The 26675-nt window shown below is 67.7% G+C and carries 24 protein-coding genes; 18 read left to right on the top strand and 6 right to left on the bottom strand.

Annotation, left to right across the window (positions count from 1 at the left end; translation table 11 throughout):
• Nucleotides 1-10: 10 nt before the first annotated feature.
• Genes ABZ004_RS08015 through ABZ004_RS08005 form a run of 3 tightly spaced genes read left to right on the top strand, consistent with a single transcriptional unit; the run spans nucleotide 11 to nucleotide 3841 of the window.
• A complete protein-coding gene (locus ABZ004_RS08015) occupies nucleotides 11-1642 on the top strand; it encodes an extracellular solute-binding protein (RefSeq protein ID WP_355679036.1) in 1632 nt (543 codons plus the stop codon).
• Nucleotides 1643-1652: 10 nt separating this feature from the next.
• The gene (locus ABZ004_RS08010; RefSeq protein WP_355679035.1) at nucleotides 1653-2705 is read left to right on the top strand and encodes a Gfo/Idh/MocA family oxidoreductase; all 1053 of its coding nucleotides are present in this window, start codon (nucleotides 1653-1655) and stop codon (nucleotides 2703-2705) included.
• Nucleotides 2702-3841 carry a Gfo/Idh/MocA family oxidoreductase gene (locus tag ABZ004_RS08005; protein WP_355679034.1) on the top strand — a complete coding sequence of 380 codons (1140 nt, stop codon included), beginning with the start codon at nucleotides 2702-2704 and terminating at the stop codon, nucleotides 3839-3841. The genes ABZ004_RS08010 and ABZ004_RS08005 overlap by 4 nt, the downstream gene beginning before the upstream one ends.
• Before the next feature lie 545 nt (nucleotides 3842-4386).
• On the opposite strand, the gene ABZ004_RS08000 is transcribed toward ABZ004_RS08005, so the two are convergent.
• The 3 genes from ABZ004_RS08000 to ABZ004_RS07990 form a co-directional block, all read right to left on the bottom strand.
• Nucleotides 4387-5724 carry an FAD-dependent oxidoreductase gene (locus tag ABZ004_RS08000; protein ID WP_355679033.1) on the bottom strand — a complete coding sequence of 446 codons (1338 nt, stop codon included), beginning with the start codon at nucleotides 5722-5724 and terminating at the stop codon, nucleotides 4387-4389.
• 7 nt (nucleotides 5725-5731) lie between these two features.
• Nucleotides 5732-6613, bottom strand: coding sequence for a diiron oxygenase (locus ABZ004_RS07995; RefSeq protein ID WP_355679032.1), 882 nt, complete (start codon nucleotides 6611-6613; stop codon nucleotides 5732-5734).
• A gap of 84 nt (nucleotides 6614-6697) precedes the next feature.
• Nucleotides 6698-7525 (bottom strand): M55 family metallopeptidase, encoded by an 828-nt coding sequence (locus tag ABZ004_RS07990; RefSeq protein WP_355679031.1) that lies wholly within the window; start codon nucleotides 7523-7525, stop codon nucleotides 6698-6700.
• 248 nt (nucleotides 7526-7773) lie between these two features.
• On the opposite strand from ABZ004_RS07990, the gene ABZ004_RS07985 reads away from it, so the two are divergent.
• The 4 genes from ABZ004_RS07985 to ABZ004_RS07970 all read left to right on the top strand — a co-directional run bounded on the left by ABZ004_RS07985 (nucleotide 7774) and on the right by ABZ004_RS07970 (nucleotide 11078).
• Nucleotides 7774-9090, top strand: coding sequence for a hypothetical protein (locus tag ABZ004_RS07985; protein ID WP_355679030.1), 1317 nt, complete (start codon nucleotides 7774-7776; stop codon nucleotides 9088-9090).
• A gap of 34 nt (nucleotides 9091-9124) precedes the next feature.
• Complete coding sequence (locus tag ABZ004_RS07980) at nucleotides 9125-9520, top strand: helix-turn-helix transcriptional regulator (protein ID WP_355679029.1); 396 nt, start codon at nucleotides 9125-9127, stop codon at nucleotides 9518-9520.
• Entirely contained in the window at nucleotides 9517-10188 is a 672-nt protein-coding gene (locus ABZ004_RS07975; RefSeq protein ID WP_355679028.1) for a hypothetical protein, read from the top strand. The genes ABZ004_RS07980 and ABZ004_RS07975 overlap by 4 nt, the downstream gene beginning before the upstream one ends.
• 155 nt (nucleotides 10189-10343) lie before the next feature.
• Entirely contained in the window at nucleotides 10344-11078 is a 735-nt protein-coding gene (locus ABZ004_RS07970; protein ID WP_355679027.1) for a DUF4184 family protein, read from the top strand.
• Between the two features lies 1 nt (nucleotide 11079).
• Here ABZ004_RS07970 and ABZ004_RS07965 read toward each other — a convergent pair whose 3' ends face one another.
• Nucleotides 11080-11439 carry a YciI family protein gene (locus ABZ004_RS07965; RefSeq protein WP_355679026.1) on the bottom strand — a complete coding sequence of 120 codons (360 nt, stop codon included), beginning with the start codon at nucleotides 11437-11439 and terminating at the stop codon, nucleotides 11080-11082.
• Between the two features lie 1325 nt (nucleotides 11440-12764).
• Here ABZ004_RS07965 and ABZ004_RS07960 point away from each other — a divergent pair.
• Genes ABZ004_RS07960 through ABZ004_RS07945 form a run of 4 tightly spaced genes read left to right on the top strand, consistent with a single transcriptional unit; the run spans nucleotide 12765 to nucleotide 18288 of the window.
• The gene (locus ABZ004_RS07960) at nucleotides 12765-15425 is read left to right on the top strand and encodes a P-loop NTPase fold protein (RefSeq protein ID WP_355679025.1); all 2661 of its coding nucleotides are present in this window, start codon (nucleotides 12765-12767) and stop codon (nucleotides 15423-15425) included.
• A gap of 21 nt (nucleotides 15426-15446) precedes the next feature.
• Nucleotides 15447-17240 carry an extracellular solute-binding protein gene (locus ABZ004_RS07955; RefSeq protein WP_355679024.1) on the top strand — a complete coding sequence of 598 codons (1794 nt, stop codon included), beginning with the start codon at nucleotides 15447-15449 and terminating at the stop codon, nucleotides 17238-17240.
• A complete protein-coding gene (locus ABZ004_RS07950) occupies nucleotides 17237-17749 on the top strand; it encodes a hypothetical protein (protein WP_355679023.1) in 513 nt (170 codons plus the stop codon). Before ABZ004_RS07955 ends, ABZ004_RS07950 begins: the two co-directional genes overlap by 4 nt.
• Nucleotides 17750-17790: 41 nt before the next feature.
• Nucleotides 17791-18288: a GNAT family N-acetyltransferase gene (locus ABZ004_RS07945; RefSeq protein ID WP_355679022.1), complete on the top strand. Its 498-nt coding sequence runs from the start codon at nucleotides 17791-17793 to the stop codon at nucleotides 18286-18288.
• Here the strand turns inward: ABZ004_RS07945 and ABZ004_RS07940 are convergent.
• Nucleotides 18275-19990: a sodium:proton antiporter gene (locus tag ABZ004_RS07940; RefSeq protein WP_355679021.1), complete on the bottom strand. Its 1716-nt coding sequence runs from the start codon at nucleotides 19988-19990 to the stop codon at nucleotides 18275-18277. The two genes, ABZ004_RS07945 and ABZ004_RS07940, sit on opposite strands and share 14 nt — an antisense overlap.
• A 116-nt stretch (nucleotides 19991-20106) precedes the next feature.
• Between ABZ004_RS07940 and ABZ004_RS07935 the strand changes: the two genes are divergently transcribed.
• From ABZ004_RS07935 to ABZ004_RS07905, 7 genes are all read left to right on the top strand, one after another.
• Nucleotides 20107-20487, top strand: a complete 381-nt coding sequence (locus tag ABZ004_RS07935; RefSeq protein WP_355679020.1) for a cupin domain-containing protein — start codon at nucleotides 20107-20109, stop codon at nucleotides 20485-20487.
• Nucleotides 20484-20900: a hypothetical protein gene (locus ABZ004_RS07930; protein ID WP_355679019.1), complete on the top strand. Its 417-nt coding sequence runs from the start codon at nucleotides 20484-20486 to the stop codon at nucleotides 20898-20900. Before ABZ004_RS07935 ends, ABZ004_RS07930 begins: the two co-directional genes overlap by 4 nt.
• A gap of 33 nt (nucleotides 20901-20933) precedes the next feature.
• Complete coding sequence (locus ABZ004_RS07925; protein ID WP_355679018.1) at nucleotides 20934-22709, top strand: hypothetical protein; 1776 nt, start codon at nucleotides 20934-20936, stop codon at nucleotides 22707-22709.
• Nucleotides 22710-22845: 136 nt separating this feature from the next.
• The gene (locus ABZ004_RS07920; protein ID WP_355679017.1) at nucleotides 22846-23556 is read left to right on the top strand and encodes a flavodoxin family protein; all 711 of its coding nucleotides are present in this window, start codon (nucleotides 22846-22848) and stop codon (nucleotides 23554-23556) included.
• A 70-nt stretch (nucleotides 23557-23626) separates the two neighbouring features.
• Nucleotides 23627-24268, top strand: a complete 642-nt coding sequence (locus ABZ004_RS07915) for a sigma-70 family RNA polymerase sigma factor (protein WP_355679016.1) — start codon at nucleotides 23627-23629, stop codon at nucleotides 24266-24268.
• Nucleotides 24265-24498 (top strand): zf-HC2 domain-containing protein, encoded by a 234-nt coding sequence (locus ABZ004_RS07910; protein ID WP_355679015.1) that lies wholly within the window; start codon nucleotides 24265-24267, stop codon nucleotides 24496-24498. The genes ABZ004_RS07915 and ABZ004_RS07910 overlap by 4 nt, the downstream gene beginning before the upstream one ends.
• A gap of 15 nt (nucleotides 24499-24513) precedes the next feature.
• Nucleotides 24514-25734 (top strand): cation:proton antiporter, encoded by a 1221-nt coding sequence (locus ABZ004_RS07905; protein WP_355679014.1) that lies wholly within the window; start codon nucleotides 24514-24516, stop codon nucleotides 25732-25734.
• A 5-nt stretch (nucleotides 25735-25739) separates the two neighbouring features.
• On the opposite strand, the gene ABZ004_RS07900 is transcribed toward ABZ004_RS07905, so the two are convergent.
• Nucleotides 25740-26669 carry a GTP-binding protein LepA gene (locus ABZ004_RS07900; RefSeq protein WP_355679013.1) on the bottom strand — a complete coding sequence of 310 codons (930 nt, stop codon included), beginning with the start codon at nucleotides 26667-26669 and terminating at the stop codon, nucleotides 25740-25742.
• Nucleotides 26670-26675 lie beyond the last annotated feature (6 nt).

Below are 26675 nucleotides of genomic sequence, written 5' to 3'. Positions count from 1 at the left end.
AGGTTTCCAGATGACAATCGACAATCCACGGCTGACCAGACGGACTTTGCTGGCCGGGGCCGGCGCGATCGGCCTGGCCGGCTGCTCCAACTCCGGCCGCGGCGGCACCGGCGCCGGCACCGATCCGGCGAGTCAGTCGAAGATCAAACCGACGTACATCCGGTACGCCGGGGTCAAGCCGGACCTGTCGGGCGCGGAGTACAAGATCCCCGACGCGTTCAACCGCTACCCGGCCAACCCGGTGAAGGCCATCAGCCAGGCACCGGGTGACGGCAAGCCGATCAATGTGCTGACCTTCACGAACACGCCGATCCCGCCGAAGCTCGACCAGAACCGGTTCTGGCAGCAGCTCAACCAGCAGGTCGGTTCGCCGCTCTCGATCAGCCTCACACCCTCGGTCGACTACGCGCAGAAGTTCGCCACCGCGGTCGCCGGCGACCAGCTCGGCGATATCTTCCTGGTCGGCGCAGTGCCCCAGGTCGCCCAGCTGCTGGCGTCGAAGGCGGTGGATCTGACCCCACACCTGTCCGGCGACAACATCAAGAAGTACCCGCACCTGGCGAACCTGCCCGAGGTCGCCTGGAACGCGACCATCTTCGGCGGCAAGATCTACGGTGTACCGATCTCGCGCGGAGCCATCAGCTCCCAGGCGCTCTACTGCCGCGGGGACATCCTGGAGAAGCAAGGGCTGAAGGCGGAGGTCAAGAGCGCCGACGACTTCATGGAGCTCTGCAAGCAGCTGACCGACAAGCGGCAGAACCGGTTCGCGCTCGCTGCCTCGCCGACCGTGTTCGTGCGGAACATGTTCGAGATCCCGAACAACTGGAGCGAGAACGGCAACACCGTCGTCAGCTACCTCGAACACGAGGCGCACGAGGAGGTGTTCGAGATCCTCCGCAAGCTGTGGGCGGCCGGCTACATGCATCCGGACGCCTTCTCCGGCCAGAACCAGGACATGAAGGTCAGGTTCACCAACGGCACCAGCCCGTTGGTCCAGGACACGTTCAGCGCCTGGCCGAGCTATCTGCAGACCGCAATCACCAAGGAGTCGCAGATCGCCATCGTCGCGCCGCCGAAGCATGACGGCTCGGGACCGGGCCGGATCTGGCTGGGCGCTCCGGTCATCGGTGCTCCCTCGATGGGCTTCACGGCGATCAGCAAGAAGTCCGAGGCCCGGGTCGAGACGCTGCTGGCGTACCTGAACTTCCTCGCCGCGCCGTTCGGCACCCAGGAGTACCTGTTCCGCAAGTTCGGCAGCCCGGGGATCCATCACACCGTCGTGAACGGCAACCCGGTGCTGACCGAACGCGGTTTCAGCGAGACCCAGCTCGGTCTGCTGTACCAGGCCGATGCGCCGTGGACGATCTTCCTGCCCGAGCGCGAGGGCAACAGCGAGGCCGAGTTCAACGCCATGAAGCAGATCTGCCCGCCCGCACTCGTCGACCCGGTCGCCGGCCTGTACTCGGACACCAACATCCGCAAGGGGCCGCAACTGACCGCCGACATCAACCAGGTCACCAACGACATCATCCAGGGCCGCAAGCCGGTCTCCGCCTGGGCGGCCGCCGTGAAGAAATGGAAGAGCGGCGGTGGTGACAAGATCGCCGAAGAACTCGGCCACGCCCTCGCTGCCTCTCGCTGAAAGGATCATCTTGACCTCCTATTCCACCGTCCGGTTCGCCGCCGTCGGTCTCGACCACGCCCACATCCACGGCCAGATCGCCGGCCTGATCAAGGCCGGCGCGGAGTTCGTCGCGCTGGCGACCGACGACCCGTCGGCGGCGATCGCGGCCGACGTCCGGCAGCGGTACCCCGACGTCGAGGTCGTCGCCGATCCCGACGAGCTGGTGACCCGGGACGGGATCGACCTGATCGTCACCGCCGCCGTACCGGACCGCCGGGCCGCGATCGCCGTCGCCGCGTTGCGATCGGGCAAGGACGTCGTCGCCGACAAACCCGGCTGCACCACCTTCGACCAGCTGGAGCAGATCGAGAAGGCGGTCGCCGAGACCGGCCGGTTCTGGTCGGTGACGTTCTCCGAGCGGTTCGAGGTGCCGTGTGTGCTCAAGGCCGGTGAACTCGTCCGTGCCGGGCGGATCGGCACCGTCGTACAGACGCTCGGCCTCGGTCCGCACCGGATCGGTGACCGGGCGCATCTCGGTGGCGGCGCCGGCCGGCCCGACTGGTTCTACGACAAGTTCCGGTACGGCGGAATCCTGGTCGACATCGCCTCGCACCAGATCGACCAGTTCCTCTGGTTCACCGGCGCCCGGACGGCCGAGGTCGTCGCCAGCACGGTCGGGAACTTCGCCAACCCGGACGACCCGGGGTTGCAGGACTTCGGCGACCTGTTGCTGCGCAGCGACAACGCGCAGGGCTACATCCGGGTCGACTGGTACACGCCGGCCGGACTGGGGACCTGGGGCGACGGCCGGCTGATGATCCTCGGCACCGAGGGCTACATCGAGCTGCGCAAGTACATCGACATCGCAGGGCGCGATGGCGGTGACCATCTGTTCCTGGTCAATCAGGAGGGTACGCAGTACATCGACTGCTCGGACGTCGAACTGACGTACTTCCCCGACCTGATTCGCGACGTGCAGGAGAGGACCACGACGGCGGCACCGCAGGAGCACACCTTCGAGACCATGCGGCTCGCACTGACCGCACAACAGCAGGCCGTACTCCGGGGAGCCGCCAAGTGAAGGTCGCCATCGTCGGTGCCGGAGGCATCAGTCACCGCCATGCCGAGGCGTATGCGAGCACCGGCCGGACCGAGCTCGTCGGTGTCAGCGACATCGTGTTCTCCCAGGCCGAGGCGGTCGCTTCGAAGTTCGGCTCCACGCCGTACGCCGATCTGTCGGAGCTACTCGCCAAGGCCGACCCTGACCTGGTGTCGGTGACGACACCGCCGGGGAGCCATGCCGCTCTGGCGCTCCAGATCCTGGCTGCGGGCAAGTCGGTTCTGCTGGAGAAGCCACCGGTACTGAGTCTTGCTGAGATGGATGCTGTCGCTGAGGCCGAGCGGTCGAGTGCCGGCTCTGTCTATGTGGTCTTCCAGCACCGGCACGGATCGGGTGGCGTCCGGGCGGCCGATCTGCTCAGTCGCGGCGTGCTCGGCGAACCGCGGGTCGCCGTCTGCGAGACCTTGTGGTTCCGCCCCCGCAGCTACTTCGACCCCGAGTGGCGCGGCACCTGGGTCGGCGAAGGCGGCGGCCCGACCCTCGGCCACGGCATCCACCAGATCGACCTGCTGCTCCACCTACTCGGCCCCTGGCAAACCATCAACGCCACCGCCGTCCGGCTGGACCGCCCGGTCGAATTCGAAGACGTGTCGATGGCCTCGGTCACCTTCGAGAACGGCGCCGTAGCAACCGTCATCAACAGCCTCTTGTCGCCGCGAGAACTGAGCCGCATCCGCATCGACACCACCGGCGGCACCCTGGAGGTCAACCACCTCTACGGCTACTCCGACGCCGACTGGACCTTCACCCCGGCCCCCGACGCGACGGTCGCCGCCACCCTAGGCCTGAACCCCGGCGTACCCCGCACCGAAGAACCCCTTGTTTCAGACGTCTGGACCGCCTCCGCAGGCCACGACATCCCCAGCAACCACGAGGCCCAACTAGGCCGCCTAGTAGACGACCTCCTAACCGGCCGCCCCCACGACACCACGTTGTCCAGCACCCGCCCCACCATGGAATTCGTCACCGCCCTCTACGCCTCAGCCCTGACCACCACCCCCATCCACCGCAAAGACCTAACCCCCACCCACCCCTTCTACCCCACCCTCAACGGCGGAGTCCCCCAACCCAAGATCACCGAGGCCTTCTCCCTCTAGACACAACAAGAACGGCGGAAGGTGTACCGGTCGCAAGATCAGCGGTAGCTGTACCCGCCGAGGAGGGCGGTCGGCCCAGCTCGACCCGTGCCGTAGCTGATGGAGAGCAGATGCTCGGCTGCGATCCGCACATCCGCTCGAGTGTCCGGGGACCTTCCGGGGTCCTCGGACACCATTTCGGACCCCGGGTCACGCAATAACCTGTCCGCAACCCCCGGCAAGATGTCCGGACCGCCGGCAAGATGTCCGGAGCCCCGGCAACGTGATGTGAGATGCGCGGTGTCGCGACCCGGGTCAGCCTGCCCGAAGGCCCGGTAAGGCCTACGACCCCCCGCCGAGTTGTGTGAGGCACGCCGACGTTGCTGGCTGGGGTTGCGCGCGAACATGTGTGCCGACGGACAGGTAGTAGCCGGGGGCAACTAGTGCAGCTGAGCCTGAATCGTCGCGAGGTATACACCGTCTCAAGGTGCACTACCTGTCGAACGGCACCAACCAGCAGGCCAGACCCCACCTCGCCAGCCGCCGGGATGCTCAGGCGGACGAAGCTACGAGCGGTACGCCGGCTCGGGGTTGTACGAAGCGAGCGCGTCGGCGAGGAGGGTGGAGACGGCTTGTTCGGCGCAGAGGCGGTTGTGGCCCAGTCCGCCGGTGGAGCCTCGGCGGCTCCAGCCGGTGACATAGGTGCGCTCCAGACCGACCACGCGACCGTCGACGTGGGGGACGAGACCGCGCGCGTCGTCGTACGGGAGACCTGGTACCGGTGGGGTTTGAAAGCCGATGGCGCTGATGAGGGTGCCGGCGCGGATCAGGCCGGTGGAGGTTTCGAGGACGCCGTCGTGCCAGCGACTCGGTGAGGTGGCGAAGCGTAGGACGAGGCGGCGGCCGGGGAGCGGGTCGGTGGTGAGGTCGGCGTCCTCTAGTGGGGCGAGTTCCAGGAGCTCGTGGAGGGCGGCCTCGGAGTACGCCGCAGCTTCCGGGCCTCGGCGGCCGAGGAGGACCACTTCGCGGATCCCGCTGCCGGCCAACGTACGCCGTACCGGATCGCTCAGGTCGGCGGAAGCGAGCCGGGCTGGATCGCTGAGCAGTAGCCGGGCGATGTCGATCGCCACGTTGCCGTTGCCGATGACAACGGCTCGTGGCCCACGCAGTACCACCGGACAAGCGTCGATACGTGGATGACCGTTGTACCAGGCAACAAAGTCCCCTGCCGTACAACTTCCCGCACTCCCCTCCCCCGGAATCCCGGCCAGACGGCTCTCCGGAGCACCGACCGCATAGATCACCGCGTCGTACTCCGCGGCCAATGAGGCATGATCCACGTCCCGCCCGAACTCAACACCCAGCCGCAACCGGATCCGCGGATGCCGAACAACCCGTTCCAGCACCCCGACGATCTGCCGCGTCGCAGGATGATCCGGCGCGACCCCGTAGCGCGCCAACCCGCCGACCTGCGAAAGCTTGTCCAACAAGGTGATTTCCGCCGTACTACGGAACAGCAACTCCCGCGCCGCATAGACCCCAGCCGGCCCGGCTCCCACGATCGCCACCCGCAACGGCACAGCGGCCGCCGCCCAGGCATCGAACGACGGCGGACCCCACGACTCCAATCCCCCGTCGCTGCGAAGTTCCGGATGACGGACATAAAACTCCGCGTTCACCGCGATCCGCGGATCGTCGGCCGCGAGCTGGTCGAGCGGTGAGATCGCGTCGACCGGACACGCCTCCGCACACGCCCCACAGTCGATGCAGACCTGCGGATCGATGTAGACCCCGTCGGTCATCCCGAAGTCAGGCTCGCCAGGAGCCGGATGGATGCAGTTGACCGGACACACCGCGATGCAACTCGCATCGCTGCAACAACCACCACCAACAACGAAGGCCATCGGCGGATCAGATCAGCCCGACGCGCCGATAGACGCGCACAGCCGCCTTGGTCAGCAGCCCGGCCGAGCCGAGAAACTCCATCAACCCAGCGCAACTCGACCGGAGCAAGGCCCGATGATGCTCATTCCCCGCCGCCTCGCGAACAGCCCGTGCGCTGTCCAGGCCGACATTCGCATAAACCGCCGGACTGACCATCGCGTTCACGATCACCGACGCGGCGATCGAAACGACAAGCGCACTCGTCCAGCGTCGCACCGGCCCGGCACCGGCCAGCGCGTCGCGCGTCTCGTCCCGCGCGAACATCATGTGCCGCGATTCCTCCACGACATGGATGTTGTTCACCTGCCGAACCAACGGCAGCACCCGCGGATCGCGCATCCAGTCGCGCTGCATGACATCGAGCACCTCTTCGGCCACGAGAATGGCCGCGTACGCCGATTCGCCGTACGCCAAGGTCTTGAAGAGCCGCCCGAGTTCGCGGGTGAGCATCGACGGCCGGTAGACCGCCGCGCCGAGCTTGCCCGTCGTCCGGGCGAACATGATCGAGTGCCGGCACTCGTCGGCGACCTCGGTCAGCGCCCACTGGAACTCGCTGCTGGCGGGGTCGGTCGAGTACACATCGCGCAGGATCATCTGCTGCAGGATCAACTCGAACCAGATCCCCGTGCTGGCGACCGAGGCCGCCTCGTGCCGGGTCAGCTCCCGCCGCTTCTCTTCACTGAGCTCGTCCCAGTACGACGTGCCGTAGAGCGTGCTCCACTCCGGCGAGAGACCGTAGCGATCGTCCTGCCCGGCCTCCCAGTCGATCTCGGTCATCGGGTCCCGCGACAGCCGCGCCGCCGACGAGAGCAGCCGCGCGGCCCCTTGCTCCACGACCTGGTCAGTCATCGATCTCATCTCCGCCGACTCGTCGACCAATAAGACATTCTCTATGTAACATAGAGGATGAATGATCATTGGCCAACCCTTGTCTCAGAGTTCGCTGACCGCCCGGCTCAGCAACACAGCAGCGATGAAGGTGCGGAACAACTCCAGCGGATCCTCCGATCGCAGCGCGACGAGCCGCTCCTCCCGGCGCTCGACACCTCGGATCGCGCAGATCAACTCGGCCTGCGCAGCGGCGTGGAATCGGATGGTCAGCTCCGCCGGAAGCTTGATGCTCGGCAACTGGAAGCTATCCAGTCGACTCAGCGCGCGCTGCGCTCCCTCTTCGATCAACTCCTGGGCCGCCACGGGATGCAGGGACAACGCGGCGTTGTGCGAGACCGACTCCTTCACCACCACGCCCTCGATCTCGGGACAGAACGGCAGCGCCTCGTCGATCGTCAGCCGGTCCCCCGAGATCAGCACCACCGGAACACCGTGCGCGAGCGCGACCAACGCGTTGATACCGGCCTCGCCCGTGACCACTCCGTTGAGTCGGACCTCGGCGATCGCCCGGGGGTTGTAGGTATGGAAGAGCGCGGACGACGTGGCGCCCGCGGACCCGTGGTACGAGATGAAGAGCGCCGCATCGAAGGAGTCGTCGAGACCTTCCATCATGTACAGCGGCTTGTGCCGGCCGGACAGATAGCTCGCGCGGCCGTGCAACTCGTCCGGCCGGAGATTCTGCATCGTCGAGTGTGAATCGTTGACCAGGAACCCGGTCGCGCCCGCCGCCAGCGCACCGTCGATCGCGGCATTCACCTCCGCCTGCAGCTGCCCCCGGTAGTACTCGTACTCCGCGCCCGGGCCGCGGACCTGACTCCAGTCGACGACTCCCGCGGTTCCCTCCATGTCCGTCGACAGAAACACCTTCACGACTGCCTCCTCATGAGCATCTGCTCATCATCGCGTACACCGCCGCGTGCTCGACGGCGTGCGACAGCGACGAGCCGGAGATCCGAATTGTTGAGGTTTCGTTGCAGCGCGAACCAATCTCCGCGAGGCCACGTCTCACCAGCCATTACCGGGATGCACAGAGCCCGGCACCGGGGCGGTCCATCGGGTGGGGATTCGATGCGTCACCGGTGAATTCGGGGAGGACTGAAAATTCTGGGGGAATTTTCATGAGTACGGTCATGCACGAACGCCCTGCTCTCCAGCAGGAGGTCGTTCTACCCGCCGTTCTGCCTTGGTGGCGGCGGATTCCGAAGCATCCACGATTGATGCAGAGCCATCGGCTGATCTTGCTGGTGATCACCGCCAACCTGGTCGTCTTCGGCTACGGATCGAGCAATCATTGGTGGCAGACAGCAAACATCGCCCTCATTGCCCAGGTCAATTTCGCGCTCGGAATTCTGATTCGCCAGCAATTCTTCGTGAACGCATTGTCGCGATTAGTGATGAAGGTGCCGAAGTCCTGGCCGCTACGGCTGCGCTGGGCGCTTGCCAAGGGCTATCACCTCGGCGGACTGCACGTCGGCGGCGCCATCTGCGGCACCTTGTGGTTCCTCGGCCTGACCGTCGCCGCCACCAGCCAAGTGGGTGTCGGCCTACTAGTCGTGTACTACGTCCAGTCACTCCTGCTCCTCGGCATCGTGATGACTTCCCGGCCGACCTTCCGGGCCAAGCATCACGACTTGTTCGAGCGCGTTCACCGCTTCGGCGGCTGGTCCTTGTCGACCCTGTTCTGGATCGGAGCCCTGCTGCTCGCCGACGAGCGCCGCGGCACCAGTTCGTTGCTCAAGGCATTGGCCGGTACGCCGACCGTCTGGGTGCTTGTGGTGACGACCACCAGCTCGCTCATCCCCTGGCTCCTGCTGCGCCGCATCCCGATCGAGGTCACCCGGCCGTCGTCGCACGTCGCCCTCGTCAAAGCCGGCCAGAGCAGGCCGATGGCCGGGTCGACCCGATCCATCGCGCGGCACCCGCTACAGCAATGGCACAGCTTCGCGGTGGTTCCGACGCCCGGTGCGCCCGGGTTCCGGATGGCGGTGTCGCGGGCCGGTGACTGGACCGCCGACTTCATCGACAACCCGCCGTCGCACATCTGGGTCCGGGGCATCGCCACCGCCGGAATGGCCAACTACGGAACCGTCTTCAGAAAGGTTGTCTATGTAGTCACCGGAAGCGGAATCGGTCCTGTTCTTGCTCACGTCCTGGCAGCCCGGGTCCCGCACAAGCTGGTCTGGGTGACGCGCGACCCGGTCAAGACCTATGGACAGGTACTCGTCGACGAGATCCTCGAAGCCCAACCGGACACCCTCATCTGGGACACCGATGCGCACGGCAAACCCGACATGGTGAAGCTGGCCTACTCCGCGTACGAATCGTCCGATGCCGAGGCGGTCATCTGTGTGTCGAACAAGAAGGTGACCTGGTCGGTGGTGCACGGGATGGAGCAACTCGGGATCCCGGCGCTCGGCCCGATCTGGGATTCCTGACCGCATCGTCCGTCGAACGGAATACTCTGTTCGCATGACGGAAAGAGGGATGCAGGAGCTGGCGCTGCTGTTGCTGACCACACTCGCCAACGAGTCCCGGCACGGCTACGCGATCGCTCAGGAGGTCAAGGTGATCACTGACGGCCGGGTGGCGCCGCGGACCGGCGCACTGTACGGCGCACTGGACCGGCTGCTCGCGGACGGGCTGATCGCGGTGGAGCGCGAGGAGATCGTGGGCGGCCGCGCCCGCCGCATCTTCGCGCTCACCTCGGTCGGCCGCGAGCGCCTGGAGGAAGAAGCAGAACGACTGGCCGCCACCGCCCGCGAGGTCAAACGCCGCCTGGCCGCCGGGGCTGCGCCCGGGCGGCTGGCCGCCATCGCCAGCCAGCTCACGCGGCGGCTGGCCGCCGGGGCTGCGCCAGCGACATGAGCCTGTTGCGGCTGTATCCGGGGGGCTACCGAACCGCCCACGGCCAAGAGATCCTCGACGTCCACCGCGAGCTGACGATGGACCTCTCCTGGCCCGCCCGGCTCAGAGCAGACGCCGACCTCATCGCCCATGCGCTCCGGGTGCGCCTCGGCCTCGACTCGGCCTCGTCCGGCGGCCGCTTCTTCGCCCTCGCGACACCGTTCGCCCTGGCCGTCACCTCGGCGTACGCCGCGATCCAGCTGATGCGCTGGTACGCCGGGATCGCGCTCTCCCCAGGATCGACCTGGAGCCATCTCGCGACCACGGATGCCCGCGAAGGCCTGCATCTGTTGTCCTTGGCAATGATGTGCGCCGGCGGAATCGCCGGCCTGATCCGACGCTCGATCCCCGTCGTCGCTCTGGCGGGACTCCTCGGCTTCGCCCTGGTGTGGACGATCGCGCCCGGCCTGTACACCGACGGCCCACCGGAAGCGATCGCGGCGACCTTGACCGCCGTCGTCATCCTCGCCTGTCCCCCGGACCGACGCGGCGACCGCCAATTCGCAGTACTGGCAGGTGGGACGGCCGCCGTCGCCTGGTTCCCCATCGCCCTGGTCGACACGCGGAATTTCGTTTTCACCACGGACTACGGCGCCTGGCCGCTGCTCACCCTCACCTCGCCGGCCTGATCAGCACCCGTACGGCGGGCCCGCGCGCCCTGGCCGCGATCGCAGCCGCCTCCCCGCTCTTCATCGCCTACGCGACAGCTCTGATTTCTCTATAGTCCGTTCGACGGAGTATTCTCTCTCACGTACTATCCACGCCGAGCAGAGAAGATCCCGAGATGCCCTTCACGCTGGCCCATCCCGCCGCGGTACTCCCTCTGCTGCGCCAGCCCTTCGTCCCCGCCGCCCTGGTCGCCGGCTCGATGGCACCCGACACGCCGTACTTCCTGACCGCCGCCGGCATCACCTCGACCAGCGCCGACGACTGGTACGGCTCGTTCCTCAACGCCACCCACACGCACTCCCTCAGCGGCCTGCCGATCGACCTCCTGTACGCCGTCGCCCTGGTCGCCGCCTACCGGCTGATCCGCGCCCCGATCGCCGCCCTCCTCGGTCTCCCCACCCCACAAAGACCGCAAAACAAGGCCTCGTACCCCGGCTGGCTACTCATATCCGCAACCATCGGCATCGCGACCCATCTCCTCTGGGATGCCCTCACCGAAGCGTCCTTCGTGCCCGCGCCCCGACTGCTCCAATACGCGAGCACAGTCTTCGGTCTCGCCGTCGTCACCCACTTCCTCTGGAAGCACCGCGCCCCACGCAAGTCCCATCGCCTGAGCCCCGCAACGCGACGGACAGTCCTCACCCTCCTGATCGCAGCCCCACTCCTCGCCGCTGCCGCGCTCGCTACCGACGACTACACCAACTACCGAGCCGCCTCGACCTCCTGGACCGCCACCGCCGAAGGCGTCCTCACCGGCGCCACCAAACGAGCAGGCGCCGCCTTCGCCTTCGCCGTACTGATCTACGCCCTCGCCTGGCACACCACCAGCACCCGCCAACCTGCCAAATGAGCTAGTCGTCCGCGTGCGCCTCGGCAACTGACCGCGGAGCACGAACGTCGTGAAACTCAACATTCCCGGCCGGGACCATCCAGGTCATCACTTCGACAGCCAACCGCCCCGCCCGTACTGCGGGGTCGGCGCTGGACAGTTCGCGAGCCGTCTCCGGATCGACCGTCATGATCGAGAGGCCGCGCAGCCGTTCATCATCCTGGTCGACCAACGGGCCACCACCGATGAGATACCCCTTGTCCCGCAGCTCCGCACGAAACGCAAGATGCGCATCCTGCAGCGCATCCGCCTCTTCGTCGGCGAGCTCAGGCGCATCCGCCCGGCGTACCAGAAGCACCAACGTATGCCGATCAAACTCCATCCCCAGAGCGTAGGTCCGATCCACTCACCCAGCCGACAGCCGCCCGCCCCAATCCGGCGAGGGGCTACACGCATTGCGTGCGGCGGGCCTGGTGTGCGTCGCCGGAGGCCGGCCTGGTGCGTCGCGGATCGGAGGGCGGCCTGGTGTGCGTCGCCGGGCTGCTTGATTGTTCTAGTCGGGGTGGTGGGTATCAAGGGCGCCTTCGGCGTCCCTGGGGGATCAAGACCCTTGACACACCACCACACCGACCAGAGAAAGACGCAGCTATCCCGGAGCCGCTGACCCGAGTGACAACAAATCCAGTTCACTCAAAGCAGCCGGCACGCACCGCATCAACCAAACACCCCACAGTTCCCGCCAAGTCACCGGCACCTCAATCACCGCCCGGGCACCTCGATCACCATCCGGGCAGTTCGGTCACCGCCCGGGCACCTCGGTCACCATCCGGGCAGTTCGGCCGCCCTCGGGGACCTCAGGCCACCCTCCGGGCAGTTCGGCCACCGTCCGGGACCTTAGGCCACCCTCGGGGACCTCAGGTCACTTTCGGGGACCTCGGACACCTACTCGGGGGTGGGGCCATGCAATAACTTGTCCACCACCCCCGACGTGGTGTCCGGACCCCCGGTTCCCCGCAGCAAGGTCCGCCTCGACAAAGAAGGCCGAGCCCGCGGCTGCTTCTCCGAACCGCCGGCAGGCCTGCCAAACTCCCGCCGCTCTGTCCGGAACCCCGCCGCTCTGTCCGGAACCCGGCCGCTCTGCCCGGAACCCCGCCAGCATGTCCAGACCCCGTTGCCCCGCAGCATGTCCGAACCCCCGCCTGATGTCTGAACCTCCGCCTGCGCCCGACTCCGCTCCAGATCCGGGCGAGATCGGCGGATGGGGGGCCGCTGACGCGATGTTCGGCCGATACCTCGAAATAAACGTGTCAGTGGGGGAAAATCCCTTCACCGGCTGGACCCAATGCGACTTCGTCGAGCGAACTAAGCAGCGTCCGGCGGGTCGGTCCTGACTTTGCGGACGGTGAGGGTACATCTCGGCAGACGGCCGGCTTCGGGTGTGCCGATTGACAGGAAGTGGCGCCGAGATCGCTCCCTGGGACGGACGGCGTGAGCGTGAAGCTCAGGTGGGCACGCCTGCATTTCCTGTCCGTCGGGACAGACCTCTGGCTGCGGGTGCGTAGGAGGACAGGTTCACCGCGCGGGCGGGGCGAGTGTTTGGTGCCACGCGGGGTGGGGTGAGCGTCCGGCACCACGGGTGGGCCTAGAGCCGACCACCACGCGGGGACGGCAGGCGGTGACGGGCCGGGCGCGCTAGGGTCGGCAGCCATGTCTACTGCTCCTCAGCCGTTCGCCGGGCACCAGGGTGGGGTGCGGGCGATCGCCGTGTTCCCGGACGGCAGCAGGATCGTCACCGGCGGGGACGACAGCACGATCCGGCTGTGGGATCTGCGCACCGGTCTGCTGCTGTCGGTGCATCACGAGCATCGCGACCATCGCGACCAGGTCCTCGCCCTCGCGGTCACCGAGAACGAGCGGGTGATCTCCTGCGGCCGGCTGATCGTGGTCGACTGGGACGTCGCCAACGACACCACCTCGACCATCCCGCACACCACCCGCGTCACCGACATCGCCATCTCGCTGCGCGGTGACGCGATCGCCGCGGTCGACCTGGCCGGCACGGTGCTCCAGCCGACCCGCGGCCAGGGCCGGCCGGGTGAGCACCGGCGGATCGACAGCATCGCGGTCAGCATGAACGGCGAGATCGTCACGGCCGGCATCGCGCCACTGATCCGGATCACCGACCGGTCCGGCAACGAGCTGGGCCGGCTCGACGGCCCGACCCTCAACGACGTCGCGGTCGCGGTCTCCCCCGACGGCACCTTCGTCGTCTACACCGCCCGCGGCCGGGTGCGGTACTGGAACCGCCTGCAGGGCGACCGCGCGGTCGAGCTCCCCGGCTGCGAGGACGCGGTCACCCTGTGCGTGACGCCGGACGGCCGGCAGGTGATCGCCGGTGGGGACAACGGCGGCATCTGGGCCTGGGACCCGGATGCGGCGGCCGATCCGATCACCATGCGCGGCGAGGACAGCCTGGTGCAGGCGTTCGCGGTCACCCCGGACTGCCGCCGGCTGATCAGCGGCACCGAGGACGGAGCGATCCAGGTCTGGGACCTGACCACCGGCGCGGAGGTCTCGCCGGGCACGATGCAGAATCCGCAGGTCGGGCTCAGCAGCGACCAGGAGAGCGCCCTCGACCTGCTCGAGTTCGCCGACGACGTCGAGAGCCTCGCGGCCCTCATCACCGATCGCGAGACCGATCCGCCCCTGGCGATCGCATTGCTCGGCCGTTGGGGTTCGGGCAAGTCGAGCTTCCTGCGCCAGCTCCAGGACAGCGTCGGCCGGCTCACCGAGCAAGGCCGCCAGAACCCTGCGCGCAGTGTCTTCACGACAGCAGTACGCCAGGTGCGCTTCGACGCGTGGCACTACAACGACGACCAGTTGTGGGTCGGTCTGGTCGAGCACCTCTTCGCCGGCCTCGCCGATCCGGCGCCCGCGACGGTCGAGGCGGTCCGCACCGAGCGCGACGCAGTACGGCAGAAGCTTCGCGACCTCGAAACGCTGGCCGATCCGAAGGCGGGCGGCGGCCGGCGTACGAAGGCTCGGCTCCGGTTGTGGTGGGTGGCTCTCAAGGAGTCGAACGGCCGGCTCGCCTGGGCCGGAGTCGGGGTCGTGCTGCTGGCCGCGGTGACCTGGCTGGCTTGGCGGATCTCGGGCAACAACGTGCTGTCCTGGGTCCTCGGCGTCGCCACCGCGATCGCGGCGTCCCCGATCCTCGACCGGGTGATCGCGGCCTGGCGGGCAGTCCGTGGAGTCGCGGGACGACGGACGGCCCGCCTCGACGAGTCCGTCCGGGACACCCGGATGCGGCTCGCGAATCTCGACGCGGCCGAGCGGCTGGCGCTCGCGATCGAGGACGCCCGCACCGGCGGGTACGACCAGTACCGCGGGTTGCTCGGTCATGTGCACGCCGATCTGCGCCGATTGAGCGACAGCGCGCGGCAGGCGTTCGGCGAGTGGGGCCGGGCCGGTTCATCTGGTCCGCCGCCGCTCGAGCGAGTGATCCTCTACATCGACGACCTCGACCGGTGTACGCCGCGCAAGGTGGTCGACGTGCTGGCCGCAGTACACCTGCTGCTCGCCCTTCCGCTCTTCGTCGTGGTCGTTGCCGTCGACCCGCGTTGGCTGCGGCGATGCCTCGACCAGTACTACGCCGAGTTGTTCGGTGGCACCGATGGCGGCGCCTCCCCGCTGGACTATCTCGACAAGATCTTCCAGGTCGTCTTCGCCCTGCGCCCGATGGGAGAAGAGGGCGATCGCTTCGTCGCGTCGCTGGTCCCGACCGAGTCCGGACCGGTACCCGCCGGCGTTCCGGCAGCAGGAACATCCAGCCCGTACGCCGGTACGCAGCCAACCGCGACTACCTCAGGAACCACCCAGCCGTCGACCCGCGCGCCTCGGCAACAGGCGCACCCGCAACCACAGCAACTCCGGCTTCGCGAGGAAGAACTCCGGTTCATCCAGCGCCTGAGGCCCTTGCTGGACACGCCTCGCGCGGTGAAGCGTTTCGTGAACCTCTACCGGCTGGTGCGTTCGGCCGTCACCGACGACGAGCTCGGCGCGTTCATCGGACCGGATGCTCGCGGCCCCTACCAGGCAGTCCTCGTGCTGCTCGCGGTGCTCGTCGCCGCGCCGGAAGACTGCCGCGCGCTCGTCACCGCAGTACGGGAACCGGACCGGGCCGGCCGGATCGCCGATCTGGTCGGCGAACTGGAGCGGAACTCCCCCGCGGGAAGCGTGTGGACACGATTGCAGAACATGCTGCGCGAAGGTGACCCCATCCACGATAATCTGACGACCTATCGTCGCTGGGCGGGCACGGTCATGCGATTCAGCTTCGAGACTTGGGATCTGACCGAGCCTCGCTGACGGACCTGGGGGGCTGAGAACGTGTCCACACGCTTCCACCGCGGCCATCTGGTCGGCGCGCTGGCCGGAGTCGCCCTGGTCGCCGTCACGGCGATCGCTCCCGGTCGCGCCGACCCCGGCAGCGACAGCAGCGGTGCGGCGAAAAGCTCGGACTGCCACCGGACCGACACCATTCAGGTCAGCTCGTCGACCGAGAAGGCCGGCGTGATGAGCAAGCTGGTCGCGAAGTACAACGCCGCCGGCCACGCCGTCGACGGTCTCTGCGGCCGGATCGAGCTGACCTCGCTGACCTCCGGTTCGACCAAGGACGCCCTGGCCAAGGGCATGAAGAACCCGCCCGAGGTGTGGCTGCCGACCTCGTCGATGTGGCTGCGGCTGCTCGAACAGGAGGGCCACGGCAACCTGATCGCGACCGATCCGGCACCGCAGTCGATCACCCGCAGCACGCTCGTCATCGCGATGCCGCAGTCGGTCTCCGAAGCACTCGACAAGCACGGTGCCCGGCTCAAGACGTGGGCGGACGTCCTGCAGTTGTCGAAGAAGGGCTGGTCGGCGTACGGGAAGCGCGAGTGGGGCAAGTTCATCCTCGGCCGCGACAACGCGGAGACGTCCACGTCCGGTCTCGCCGCCACGGTCGCCACGTACTACGCAGCACCCGGCGACCTCACCGAGGCGAATCTCGGCAATGCGGACGTCGCGGCCTTCGTGCACGGCATCGAGTCGTCGGTCACGCGGTACGGCGACGAGGCGGTCCGGTTCATGGGGCAGATCTACGACGCGGAGAAGAAACAGAGCGGTGCGAAGTACAGGCCGTACGTCGACGCTGTCGTGATCCAGGAGCAGATGGCGTATCTTTACAACCGGGGTGCGCCGAGCGGCGATCTCGCGGACATCAGCGACGCCCGGGTGCCGCCCAATCCCTTGCGGGTGGTCTATCCCGAGGACGGCACACTCGAGCTCGACCATCCGTTCGTCGTGCTCGCCTCGGCGACACCGGACCAGAAGACGATCGCGAAGGACTTCTACCAGTTCCTGATCGCCAAGGAGCAGCAGAAGGAGTTCCTCGACGTCGGTTTCCGGCCGCGGGACAACGCTTCGCAGCCGACGCAGCAGCTCATCGACACGCTCAAGGTCCCGGCCGACCAGAAGCTGACCTTCGTCCAGCCACCCGACGGCAAACTGCTGGCCGCGATGGTGAACAGCTGGGACAAGGTACGCCGGAAGGCGCGCGTGCTGCTCGTGCTGGACGTCTCCGGTTCGATGAACGAGATCGTCGACGACCCGACCAGGGTCGACGATCCCACCAAATTGCAGCAACTGATCCCCGCGGCCCAGCACGCGCTCGACCTGCTCGACGACAACGACGAAGTCGGCCTGTGGACCTTCTCGTCGAATCCGACCTACACGCCGGTGATGCCGATCTCGCGCGTCGGCAACGTCCGTGCACAGCTGAAGGCCAAGATCCAAGGTCTCAAGGCACGGGGGAACACGGCCCTGTACTCCGTGACGGACGCGGCCAGCCAGATGATGGACCAGACTACGGATCCCGACCGGATCAACGCCATCGTGCTGCTCAGCGATGGCCAGAACACCGAGCAGTACCCCGGAGGTTCGGCCGCCTTGCTGAAGAAGCTCGACCCGCGCGAGAGCGACACGTCGACCCGGATCTTCACCGTTCCCTATGGCAAGGCCGACAACGCAGACGTCTCCATTCTCGCCCAGATCGCGACCCGCACCAAGGCCGCGCAGTACGACGCGAGCAACCCATTGAACATCGGGACCGCGTTCGTCCAAGTCTTCCGGAACTTCGGGTGAGGCGGCGGTTCCGCGAGCCGGTCGCGCTGACCGAGGCCGCCGTCTTCGCCGTCGCCGGCGCGATCGCCGCCCTCGTCGGCCCCTGGAAATGGCTGGCCCTCGTCGCCGCACCGGTGATCTTCGGCGTCGTCCTGCTGATCGCCAGCTGGCCGAAGCGGGCGCCCAAACGGCCTGCCCCGGTACGAGATGTCCCCTCGCTGGTTCAGCGGTGGGCCGGTCAGGTCGCGGACCACGACCCGGCACGCGCGCACGCCGAGACGGCTCACCAGCTTGCCGACGGCATCGACAAACTGATCTTCCAGTGCGAACGAGCGATCGCCCGCCTCGACGGCCCGGCCCGTCAGTCCGCCGAAGCCGGCTTGACCGCGGTCACCGATTACCTCGCCAGATCCGTCGACACCTACACCGCCACCAAGACCGCCCCCACCCGCGCAGCCGACTGGCGAGCCCTCGCCGACCGTCTCAAGACCGCCCACAAATCCCTCCTCGACGAACTCGACTCCCTCTAACCCTCTTGCGACCTTGTCGCATCTAGAGGCAGGATGGGCCGATGATCGAGGTGTACCGGGCGGGGAAGGAAGAGGCCGCGGAGATCGGGGTTGTGCATGCGGCTTCCTGGGAGGCCGTCTATGCGCCGTTCTTCGACGCAGAGTTCGCGGTCGGGGAGATCGCGTCCCGGTTGGAGCGCTGGCATCAGCGGGTCGCCGAGGACGACGGGTTGATCCTGGTGGGCGCGGTGGACGGCCGGGTGCTGGCGTTCTCCTGGAGTGCACCCTCGACGGAGCGTCCGGGGCTGGCCGAGATTCTCAGCTTTTACGGGCATCCGGACGGCTGGGGCAGCGGCGTCGCGGCAGCCCTGATGGAGGAGACCCTTGGCCAACTCCGCGCGGACGGGTTCGAGCGGGTCCATCTGTGGACGCTGCGCGACACCCCGCAATCGCGTCGCTTCTATCTCAAGACCGGCTTCACCGAAACCGGCGCCACCCGCCCACGCGACTTCGGCGGCCACCGGCTGGCCCAGGTCGAGTACGAGATCACATCCCGCTGAAGCGCAGTTCCATCACGTCCAGGAAGGATTCGACCTGGCGGTAAGTCTCGGAACTGTAGGCGCCGATGCTGCGTTCCGCGATCAGGGCGTCGCGCATCGCGTCGACGTAGCGGCGTTGCACGATCATCATCACTTCCCTGTTGTCCGGCTTGACGGGTGACTCCTGCCGGGCCGCGGCGACGAGGCGCGGGACGACCCGGTCCTTCATCGTGCTGACCAGCTCCGGATCGAGCGGCTCACCGTCGACGGTCTGCTCCTCGAGCGGGCCCAGGGCATCGATCGCCTCCTCCCCTACCCGGCGCATCAGGGCCTGGACCGAATCCCGTTTGTCCGCGGCGTCCACCGCACTGAACTTCATCTTCGCGATCACCGTCGGCAGGGTGAGACCGAAGAGCACCAAGGTGATCAGGGCAACCAGGAACGCGGCCAGTACGACGGTCGCTGCGTGCGGCGTACCGGGCGGGATCGTCTGCACCGCCGCCACCGTGACGACACCGCGCATCCCTGCCCAGGCGAGCACCAGGCCACCGCGGCCGGTGATCGGCTCCCGCTCCTCGAACTCGACGTCCGCCCGGCCGCGGGCAAGTCGCTTCCGCGCCCAGGCCAAGCGGTTCTCCTCCCTCGCGTCCGCCGGGTTCATCGCATCCAGCTTCTCCTCGAACTGACTCAGCTGCGCACGAGCCTGCTCGTGCCGCTCGGCCCGCCGGAACCGCGCGATCAGCACCGGCGCTGCCAGTCCCACGAACCGCAACGCGACCAACAGGCCGACCACCAACAGCACCAGGCCGGTCATCTCCTGGCCCGTCGTCTCCGACCGGGCCGAGTCCACCAGCTCGGGCAATTGGTAGCCCATGGCAACGAACACGGCACTCTCCAGGATGAAGCTGATCGTCGTCCAGGTGGTCGACTGGGTCTGCCGGTCCCGGCCGCTGAACCACTTGCCGCCGAGCGCACCGGTCACCAGACCCGCTGCTACGACGGCGAGAACCCCGGACGCATGCAACTCCTCGGCCGGGAAGTAGGCGAGGAACGGAACGGCGAAAGAGATCGTGGTGTTCAGCACCGGGTCGTCGAGCCGGCGCCGCAACGCCGAGGTCAGCCAGCCGACCAGCCACCCGATGACCGCCGCGCCGGCCACCGCCCAGGCGAAGTCACCGATCGTCTCGGGAAGGCTGAACTCCGAGGTCGCCGCGATCACCGCGATCGCCGTCCGCAGGACCACCAGTGCCGCCGCGTCGTTGACGAGGCTCTCCCCCTCCAGCACCGTCATCAGCCGCGGTGGCAGCCCGGCCCGATGCCCGATCGCCGTCGCCGCGACCGCGTCGGTCGGGGCGACCACCGCACCGAGCGCGGTCGCCAAGGCGAACGAGATGCTCGGGAAGAGCGCATGGACCAACCCACCGATCGCCAGCGCCGAGGCGATCACCATCACCACCGACAGCCACGAGATCAGCGCCAGATTCCGCCGGATGTCCAGCACCGGCAGCTGGACCGCGGACGAGTAGAGCAGCGGCGGCAGCACGCCGGCCAGGATGATCTCCGGCTCCAGGTGAATCGCCGGCATGCCCGGCAGGTAGCTCGCCCCGATCCCGAGCGCCACCAGCAGCAACGGCGCCGCGATCCCGGTCCGCCGCGCGAACACCGACGCCGCGATCATGATCGCCAGCCCGGCCCCACCCACAAGAACAATCTGATGATCCACGCGACAGCACTCTAGAAGGCCTCACCGCCGCGGGCGGTGAGGCACGGCGTCACGGTGTTCCCTCGATCGTCACGCCTGAGGGGTGTCAGTTTCAGAACCCTTTGGAGGAGGACACCATGCCGAGTGCCAACAGCAGGACAACCCCGGTTTCGGTCGACGAGCCGGAGATCGTCGGCCGCTATGCACCGCTGGGCGCGTACACGGTCGGTTTCGAGACGTTCAAGCAGGACATCGATCCGGCGCAGCTCTTCGCCGGGCTGCCCGGGGACCGGTGCCCATGTGAGCACTGGGGCGTCGTGACCGAGGGCCAGGTCACCTTCCGCTGGCCCGATCACGACGAGACCTACGTCGCCGGCGACGCGTACTACGCACCGCCCGGTCACCTGCCGCTGCTGACGGCGGGCACCTCGATCGTCGAGTTCAGCCCGAAGGACGCACTGGACTCGATGATGGCCGTCGTCCAGAAGAACCTCGCCGAAGCGGGGGCCCAGGCATGAGCACGCAGACGGTCGGGACGGCGGCGGCGACCGCGGTCGCGGGGTTGATCCGGTTTCTGGAGACCAATGCTGCGCCGGACGGGTTGTTCGCGCCGGACGTGTTCGCCGATGTGAGCCTGCCGCAGTGGCGGTTGCAAGGCGCGACGGCCGAGGACCTCGTTGCGATCCGGGTCGGGGGGCACCCGGTGACCGGGCAGGTGCTGGTCACCCGGGTCGATCCGACCGATCGCGGGTTCACGATGGAGTTCGAGGAGCGGTGGCAGGACGAAGGGCAGCACTGGTACTGCCGCGAGATGATCCGCGCCGACCTCACCGACGGGCGTATCTCGGAGCTGTCGGTCTACTGCACCGGCGACTGGGACGAGGCGAAGCAGCGCGAACACGCCGCCTCCGTCCAGCTCCTGCGGCCCTGATCACACCCACCGGGCCGTCCTACGATGAGCCTGATGGTCACCTCGTCGACGGTTCGCGACCTCCTCGACCGCGCCGGTGCCGCTCGCTCGGCCGGTCGGGGAGACGCCGCGGCACGCCTGTACGACGAAGCGGCGACCCGCAGCCGCGACGCCGACGACCTCCCCGGCTGGACCGAGGCGGTGCTCGGCGCAGCCACCGTCTACCTGTTCGGAACCCAGCCCGGAAAGCTCCCGGCCCAGCTGTACGACGTACTGGTTCGCACCACCGATGACGCAACGCGCGCCCGCGTCGCCGCTGCGCTTGCCCGGTGCTGGGCGTACGCCGGGGAGTCGCGCCGGGCAGTCCAGTTCGCGACCGAGGCCGTCGAGTGCGCCGAACGAGCCGGTACGCCGGAGCTGCTCGCCGACTGCCTCGACGCCGCGCTCGCCGCGAACTGGGGTCCCGACGACCTCGCCGTACGCCGGACCCTCACGCAGCAACTCGACGATGTCGCGGCCCATGTCCTCGACCCCGATGCCCGCCTGCAGGCACACCTCTGGGGACTGCAGGTCGCCTGCGAAACCCTGGACATGCAGGCGATCCACCGGCAGCTCGGCGCGCTCGAACATCTCGGCGAGGAGTCACCGCGCGCGCTCTTCTTCGCCGCCACTCGCCGGCTGATGCTCGACCTGCTCCACGGCCGGACCGACACCTCCGACGGGCTGATCGAGATCGCGACCACAGCGGCGGACCAAGCGGGGCTGGCGGACTCCTGGTTGGTGCTGAAGGCAATGACTACCTACAGCGCGGCGCTGGCCGGTGACACCGAAACCTGCGCGACCGGAGCGGCAACCGCCGAGACCTTCGGGCTGTCCGAAGGCGTCACCGTGCTCTGCGCCGAGGCCGCGTTCCTCTGGGCCTGCGCCGGTGACCTGTCCCGGACCCGCGCCCTCGTGAACACCTTCCACGGCAGCACTCTCGACGATCTCCCGCGCGACATGAACTGGTTGCTGACCCTCCAGTGCGTCCTCGAGGCAGCGCTGGCTGTCGACGATCGCGAGGTCGTCACCAATGCGGCCAAGCTGCTGACTCCCTACGAGGGCCGCGCGGTGATCAACGCCGGGGCGGTCATGTTCCACGGCGTCACCGACGACACGCTCGCCCGCGCGGCCGCGGTACTCGGCGATCCCGAGACTGTCGCCCGGCTCCGTCCCCGCGCACTCGCCACGTATGAACGCCTCGGGGCCACCTGGTGGCGAGACCGCCTCGCCGCCTGGCAGCTCGTTGCCCTCAACAACGATCTGGTGCACTTCCATCCAACCGGCGGTGGACTCTGGCTGATTGCCAGTACGCCGGTACGCGAACTCCGCGGCTTCGGCTATCTCCGGGAGCTCCTGCGTCACCCCCACCAACCGATCGCCGCACTCGACCTGATCGGCGGCGATACGGTGGTGGAGTCCGGACTCGGCGAACTCGCCGACCAGCAAGCACTACAGGCCTACCGCCAACGCCTCCATGACCTCGACCAGGAGCTCGCCGAAGCCGAGGACTGGTCCGACCTCGACCGCCTGAGCGCCGTACGGATCGAACGGGACGCCCTCCTCGACGAGCTCTCCCGGGCCACCGGCCTCGGCGGCCGCCCGCGCACCACCGGCTCCAGCCAGGAACGCGCCCGCGTCGCCGTCAAGAAGGCCCTCACCGCCGCCCTCGACCGCATCGCCACCGTCGACGCGCCCCTGGCACACCACCTCCGCACCACCCTCCAAACCGGCCTCACCTGCACCTACACCCCCGACCCAGCCACCACCCCGAACTGGCAACTCGACTGAGCCACTAGCCATGCTTCCAGTCTCCTCGTGTAACGCCTGACGGCCCCGCGGCACTGACCCTTCAGACACATCCGTGCCACTGCGGCGAAGTACGCGAACTGCTGTGAATCCCCTGACCACACAAGGAGAAGGCGCTATGACGGAGACCCGGTACGACGACCTGCGGGCGTTGTTCATCAACTGCACGCTGAAGCGTTCGCCCGAAGTCAGTAACACGGAGGGCCTGGTCGAAGTCAGCCGGAAGATCATGGCGAAGCACGGCGTACAAGTGGATGTGGTGCGCGCGATCGACCACGACATCGCCACCGGGGTCTGGCCGGACATGACCGAGCACGGCTGGGAGGTCGACGCGTGGCCGGCCATCCAGGAGCAGGTGATGGCGGCCGACATCCTGGTGATCGCCGGGCCGATCTGGCTGGGCGACAACAGTTCGGTCACCAAGCGGGTGATCGAGCGGCTCTACGGCAACTCCTCGATCCTCAACCCCGCCGGGCAGTACGCGTACTACGGTCGCGTCGGCCGCTGCCTGATCACCGGCAACGAGGACGGCGTGAAGCACTGTGCGATGAACATCCTCTACAGCCTGCAGCATCTCGGGTACACCGTCCCGCCGCAGGCCGACGCGGGCTGGATCGGCGAGGCGGGTCCGGGTCCGTCGTACCTGGACGAGGGTTCGGGTGGCCCGGACAATGATTTCACCAACCGGAACACGACTTTCATGGCGTGGAACCTGGTGCACCTGGCCCGGATGCTCAAGGACGCGGGCGGCATTCCGGCGTACGGGAACCAGCGGTCCGAGTGGGACGCGGGCTGCCGGTTCGACTTCGAGAACCCGGAATACAGGTAAGGCGGGCGTAGAATTTTTTTGTAAGCCAGGGATAATGGCCGGGGTGCTGTGCGGCGGCTACGTTCGGCTTGTGGCTACCGCGCTGCCTCCGGACGAGGCCCTGATCGCCGGTCTGCGGGCCGGTGACGAGGAGTTGTTCGCACGGCTCCTGGACGACTGGTCGACGTCGATGCTGCGGCTGGCGCGGAGCTTCGTGTCAACCAACGCGAGTGCCGAGGAAGTCGTCCAGGACACCTGGCTGGCGGTCTTCCAGGGGATCGATCGCTTCGAGGGCAGGTCGGCGCTGAAGACCTGGATCTACCGGATCCTGGTCAACACAGCCCGCAAGCGCGGCGTCCGCGAACACCGCACGGTGCCGTGGGCCAGCCTGGTCACCGAGTGCGGGCCGACCGTCCACGCCGGCCGCTTCCGTGGTCCTGACGATCTGTACGCCGGCGGGTGGCTCGTGTTCCCCAAGAGCTGGCCGAGCACCGAGAGCGAGGTGCTCGCCCGGGAGGTGCGCGAGGTGGTCGCCGCGGCGCTCGAAGGGCTGCCGGTGCGTCAACAGGTCGTCCTGACGTTGCGCGACATCGATGGGCAGAGCGCGGACGAGGTCTGCGCGCTGTTGCAGATCTCGACCGCGAACCAACGGGTGCTGTTGCATCGAGCAAGAGCTGCCGTCCGCAACCACCTCGAGCAGTACTACGAGGCGTCGGCGGGAGGCAGCTCGTGACGTGTGCGGAGCTGGTCGAACTCGTCACCGCCTTCCTCGAAGGCACCTTGGACAGCGAGACCGAACGACGTTTCGTCGAGCACCCGGCGCTCTGCGAAGGCTGCGAGATCTACCTCGAACAGCTACGCCGCACGATCGACGAGGTCGGCCACCTCCCACCCGAGCCCCTCGCCCCCGAAACCCGCAACCGCCTCCTTCACACCTTCCGCACCTTCCCCCGCAACAGCTAGAAGGGGCTCGTCGTCGTGCCCGATGTCCATTTCGGCAATCTCTTCGCGGTCGCGCTGATTGCTTTGCTGGCTCCCTTGCTGCTCGGGCTCGCGCCAGCTCTGCGGGTCCCGGCCGTGGTGCTCGAGATCGTCGCGGGCATCGCGCTCGGGCCGCACGGACTGGGATTCATCGACATCGACCTGCCGGTCCAGATCGTCTCGCTGCTCGGCCTCGGTTTTCTGCTCTTCCTAGCCGGCCTGGAGATCAACCTCCACCAACTGCGCGGACGCGTCCTGCGGCTGGCCGTTCTCGGCTACCTGATCACCCTGGCACTTGGCGGTCTCGCCGGCGCCGGATTCGCCACGGCGGGCTGGGTGCACAGTCCACTCCTGCTGGCAGTCACGTTGTCGGCGACCTCACTCGGCCTGGTCGTCCCAGTGCTCAAGGACTCCGGACGGCTCGACAGTGCGGTCGGGCAGTCGACTATCGCCGCAGCCTCGGTCGCCGACTTCGCGGCGGTGCTCGCCCTCTCGCTGCTGTTCTCCGCCGAAGGAGGGAGCACCGGCGAGCGACTCGTGATGGTGGCCCTGTTCGCTCTCCTCATCGCGGCGGCCGGATTCGTCGTGTCGACCGCCGGCCGCTCACAACGGATCGGCGCAGCGCTCGTCCGGCTTCAGGACACCACCGCAGAGATCAGGGTCCGAGCGGCCGTCGTGCTGTTGGTCGCCTTCGTGGCGCTGGCCGATCAGTTCGGCCTGGAGACCATCCTCGGCGCCTTCCTGGCCGGCGCGGTCGTCGGGCTGGTCGATCGCGATTCCAGTTCCCATCCGCAATTCAGGGTCAAGCTGGCGGCCATCGGCTACGGGTTCCTGATCCCGGTGTTCTTCGTCACCAGTGGCCTGCGGCTCGACCTCGGCGGGCTGGTGGGTGATCCGACGGCGCTGGTTCGCGTCCCGCTCTTCCTGGTCGCATTGCTGCTGGCGCGCGGCGTACCGGCGTACCTGTCGGTCCGGACGCTCGGCCGTCGCCCGACCACCGCCATGGCGTTGCTGCAGGCAACTTCTTTGCCGTTCATCGTGACCGCCACCCAGATCGGCGTGACGACCGGACTGATGTCACCGACCACCGCCGCCGCCCTCACCTGCGCCGGCCTCCTGTCGGTGCTGATCTTCCCCGCAGTCGCCCTGACCCAGCTCCGCAAACCGCAATCGTCACAGGACGCCCGAGCGATGCCGGCCACACCGGATAACGGCTAGCTGGTTCAGCCGTTTGCGGGGGCTGTGCGGTCGGTGGCGGCCAGCTTGGCGGCGGCGCGGAGCGAGTCGACGACGTACGTCGGGACGCGTAGGCCCTGCTTCATTGCCCAGAGGAGTTCGAGCTCGACGCGGCCGACCTGCTGGGCATACCGGCTCAACCCGCGTTCGCCCTCGGCCGTGATACCGAGCAGGTGCATGACCGCACCGAACTCCGCCCACTGCTTCTTCGTGTACGCACCGACCGGCTCGAAGGTGTGCCGGCGCAGCGTCCGGACCAGCCACTTCTGCCAGCCGGTCATCTCGGTCCACAACCCTTGGGCCGCGATCTTGTAGTAGGCGAAGTGCCCGGGCTCCTGGCGGCGGATCGGCGCGATCACCGTCATCGCGACGGCCTTCTCGCCCAGATCCAGCAGGCCCTGGTGCAGCCTGTTGTAGGCAAGGATCGCCGACTTCTCGGTCGCCACCCCGGTCAGGTAGTAGAGCATCCGGCTGACGTCCTGGATCGCGCTCCACCGACCGAGGGCGCCGAGCAACTTGTAGCTGAACTCCATCGAGGTCAGGTCCGGCTCGGCCTGCCGCAGCCCCGCCTCTGCCTGCAACCGGTCCAGCAACAACCCGTGGTGGACCTCCTGCGGAAGCCACACATCGGCATAGAAATGCCGGTCGACGGGCGGCGGATCCGGGAGCAGCAGGTTCAGCTCGAGCACGTTCCGCTCGACTTCCAGCTCGACCCGTGCCATGTAATTGAGCACCGGGCCGAACCGTTCACCGAGCAGCTCCGGCCGTGCCATCGTGTAGTCGGCGCTCTCGACCGGGATCGGCGGATGCTCCTCACCGAGCCGGTCCACATGCTCGGCCAACTGCGCCTCGACCGAGAACTGCCGACGACGCCTACGTCCTGGTTCGACGACGATTTCACCCACCCCCGCAGGCATCAAATG

The organism is Kribbella sp. NPDC006257, from assembly GCF_040613535.1.
Classification (GTDB): domain Bacteria; phylum Actinomycetota; class Actinomycetes; order Propionibacteriales; family Kribbellaceae; genus Kribbella.
Note: the sequence above shows the minus strand (reverse complement) of the source record. Positions and strands in the feature narration are given on the sequence as shown.

What these genes read in the sequence shown, in the direction of transcription:
- ABZ004_RS08015 (WP_355679036.1), top strand. Translation starts at nt 11, where the DNA reads ATGACAATCGACAATCCACGGCTGACCAGACGGACTTTGCTGGCCGGG.
- ABZ004_RS08000 (WP_355679033.1), bottom strand. Translation starts at nt 5,724, where the DNA reads ATGGCCTTCGTTGTTGGTGGTGGTTGTTGCAGCGATGCGAGTTGCATC.
- ABZ004_RS07995 (WP_355679032.1), bottom strand. Translation starts at nt 6,613, where the DNA reads ATGACTGACCAGGTCGTGGAGCAAGGGGCCGCGCGGCTGCTCTCGTCG.
- ABZ004_RS07985 (WP_355679030.1), top strand. Translation starts at nt 7,774, where the DNA reads ATGAGTACGGTCATGCACGAACGCCCTGCTCTCCAGCAGGAGGTCGTT.
- ABZ004_RS07980 (WP_355679029.1), top strand. Translation starts at nt 9,125, where the DNA reads ATGACGGAAAGAGGGATGCAGGAGCTGGCGCTGCTGTTGCTGACCACA.
- ABZ004_RS07975 (WP_355679028.1), top strand. Translation starts at nt 9,517, where the DNA reads ATGAGCCTGTTGCGGCTGTATCCGGGGGGCTACCGAACCGCCCACGGC.
- ABZ004_RS07970 (WP_355679027.1), top strand. Translation starts at nt 10,344, where the DNA reads ATGCCCTTCACGCTGGCCCATCCCGCCGCGGTACTCCCTCTGCTGCGC.
- ABZ004_RS07965 (WP_355679026.1), bottom strand. Translation starts at nt 11,439, where the DNA reads ATGGAGTTTGATCGGCATACGTTGGTGCTTCTGGTACGCCGGGCGGAT.
- ABZ004_RS07960 (WP_355679025.1), top strand. Translation starts at nt 12,765, where the DNA reads ATGTCTACTGCTCCTCAGCCGTTCGCCGGGCACCAGGGTGGGGTGCGG.
- ABZ004_RS07945 (WP_355679022.1), top strand. Translation starts at nt 17,791, where the DNA reads ATGATCGAGGTGTACCGGGCGGGGAAGGAAGAGGCCGCGGAGATCGGG.
- ABZ004_RS07935 (WP_355679020.1), top strand. Translation starts at nt 20,107, where the DNA reads ATGCCGAGTGCCAACAGCAGGACAACCCCGGTTTCGGTCGACGAGCCG.
- ABZ004_RS07930 (WP_355679019.1), top strand. Translation starts at nt 20,484, where the DNA reads ATGAGCACGCAGACGGTCGGGACGGCGGCGGCGACCGCGGTCGCGGGG.
- ABZ004_RS07925 (WP_355679018.1), top strand. Translation starts at nt 20,934, where the DNA reads ATGGTCACCTCGTCGACGGTTCGCGACCTCCTCGACCGCGCCGGTGCC.
- ABZ004_RS07920 (WP_355679017.1), top strand. Translation starts at nt 22,846, where the DNA reads ATGACGGAGACCCGGTACGACGACCTGCGGGCGTTGTTCATCAACTGC.
- ABZ004_RS07900 (WP_355679013.1), bottom strand. Translation starts at nt 26,669, where the DNA reads ATGCCTGCGGGGGTGGGTGAAATCGTCGTCGAACCAGGACGTAGGCGT.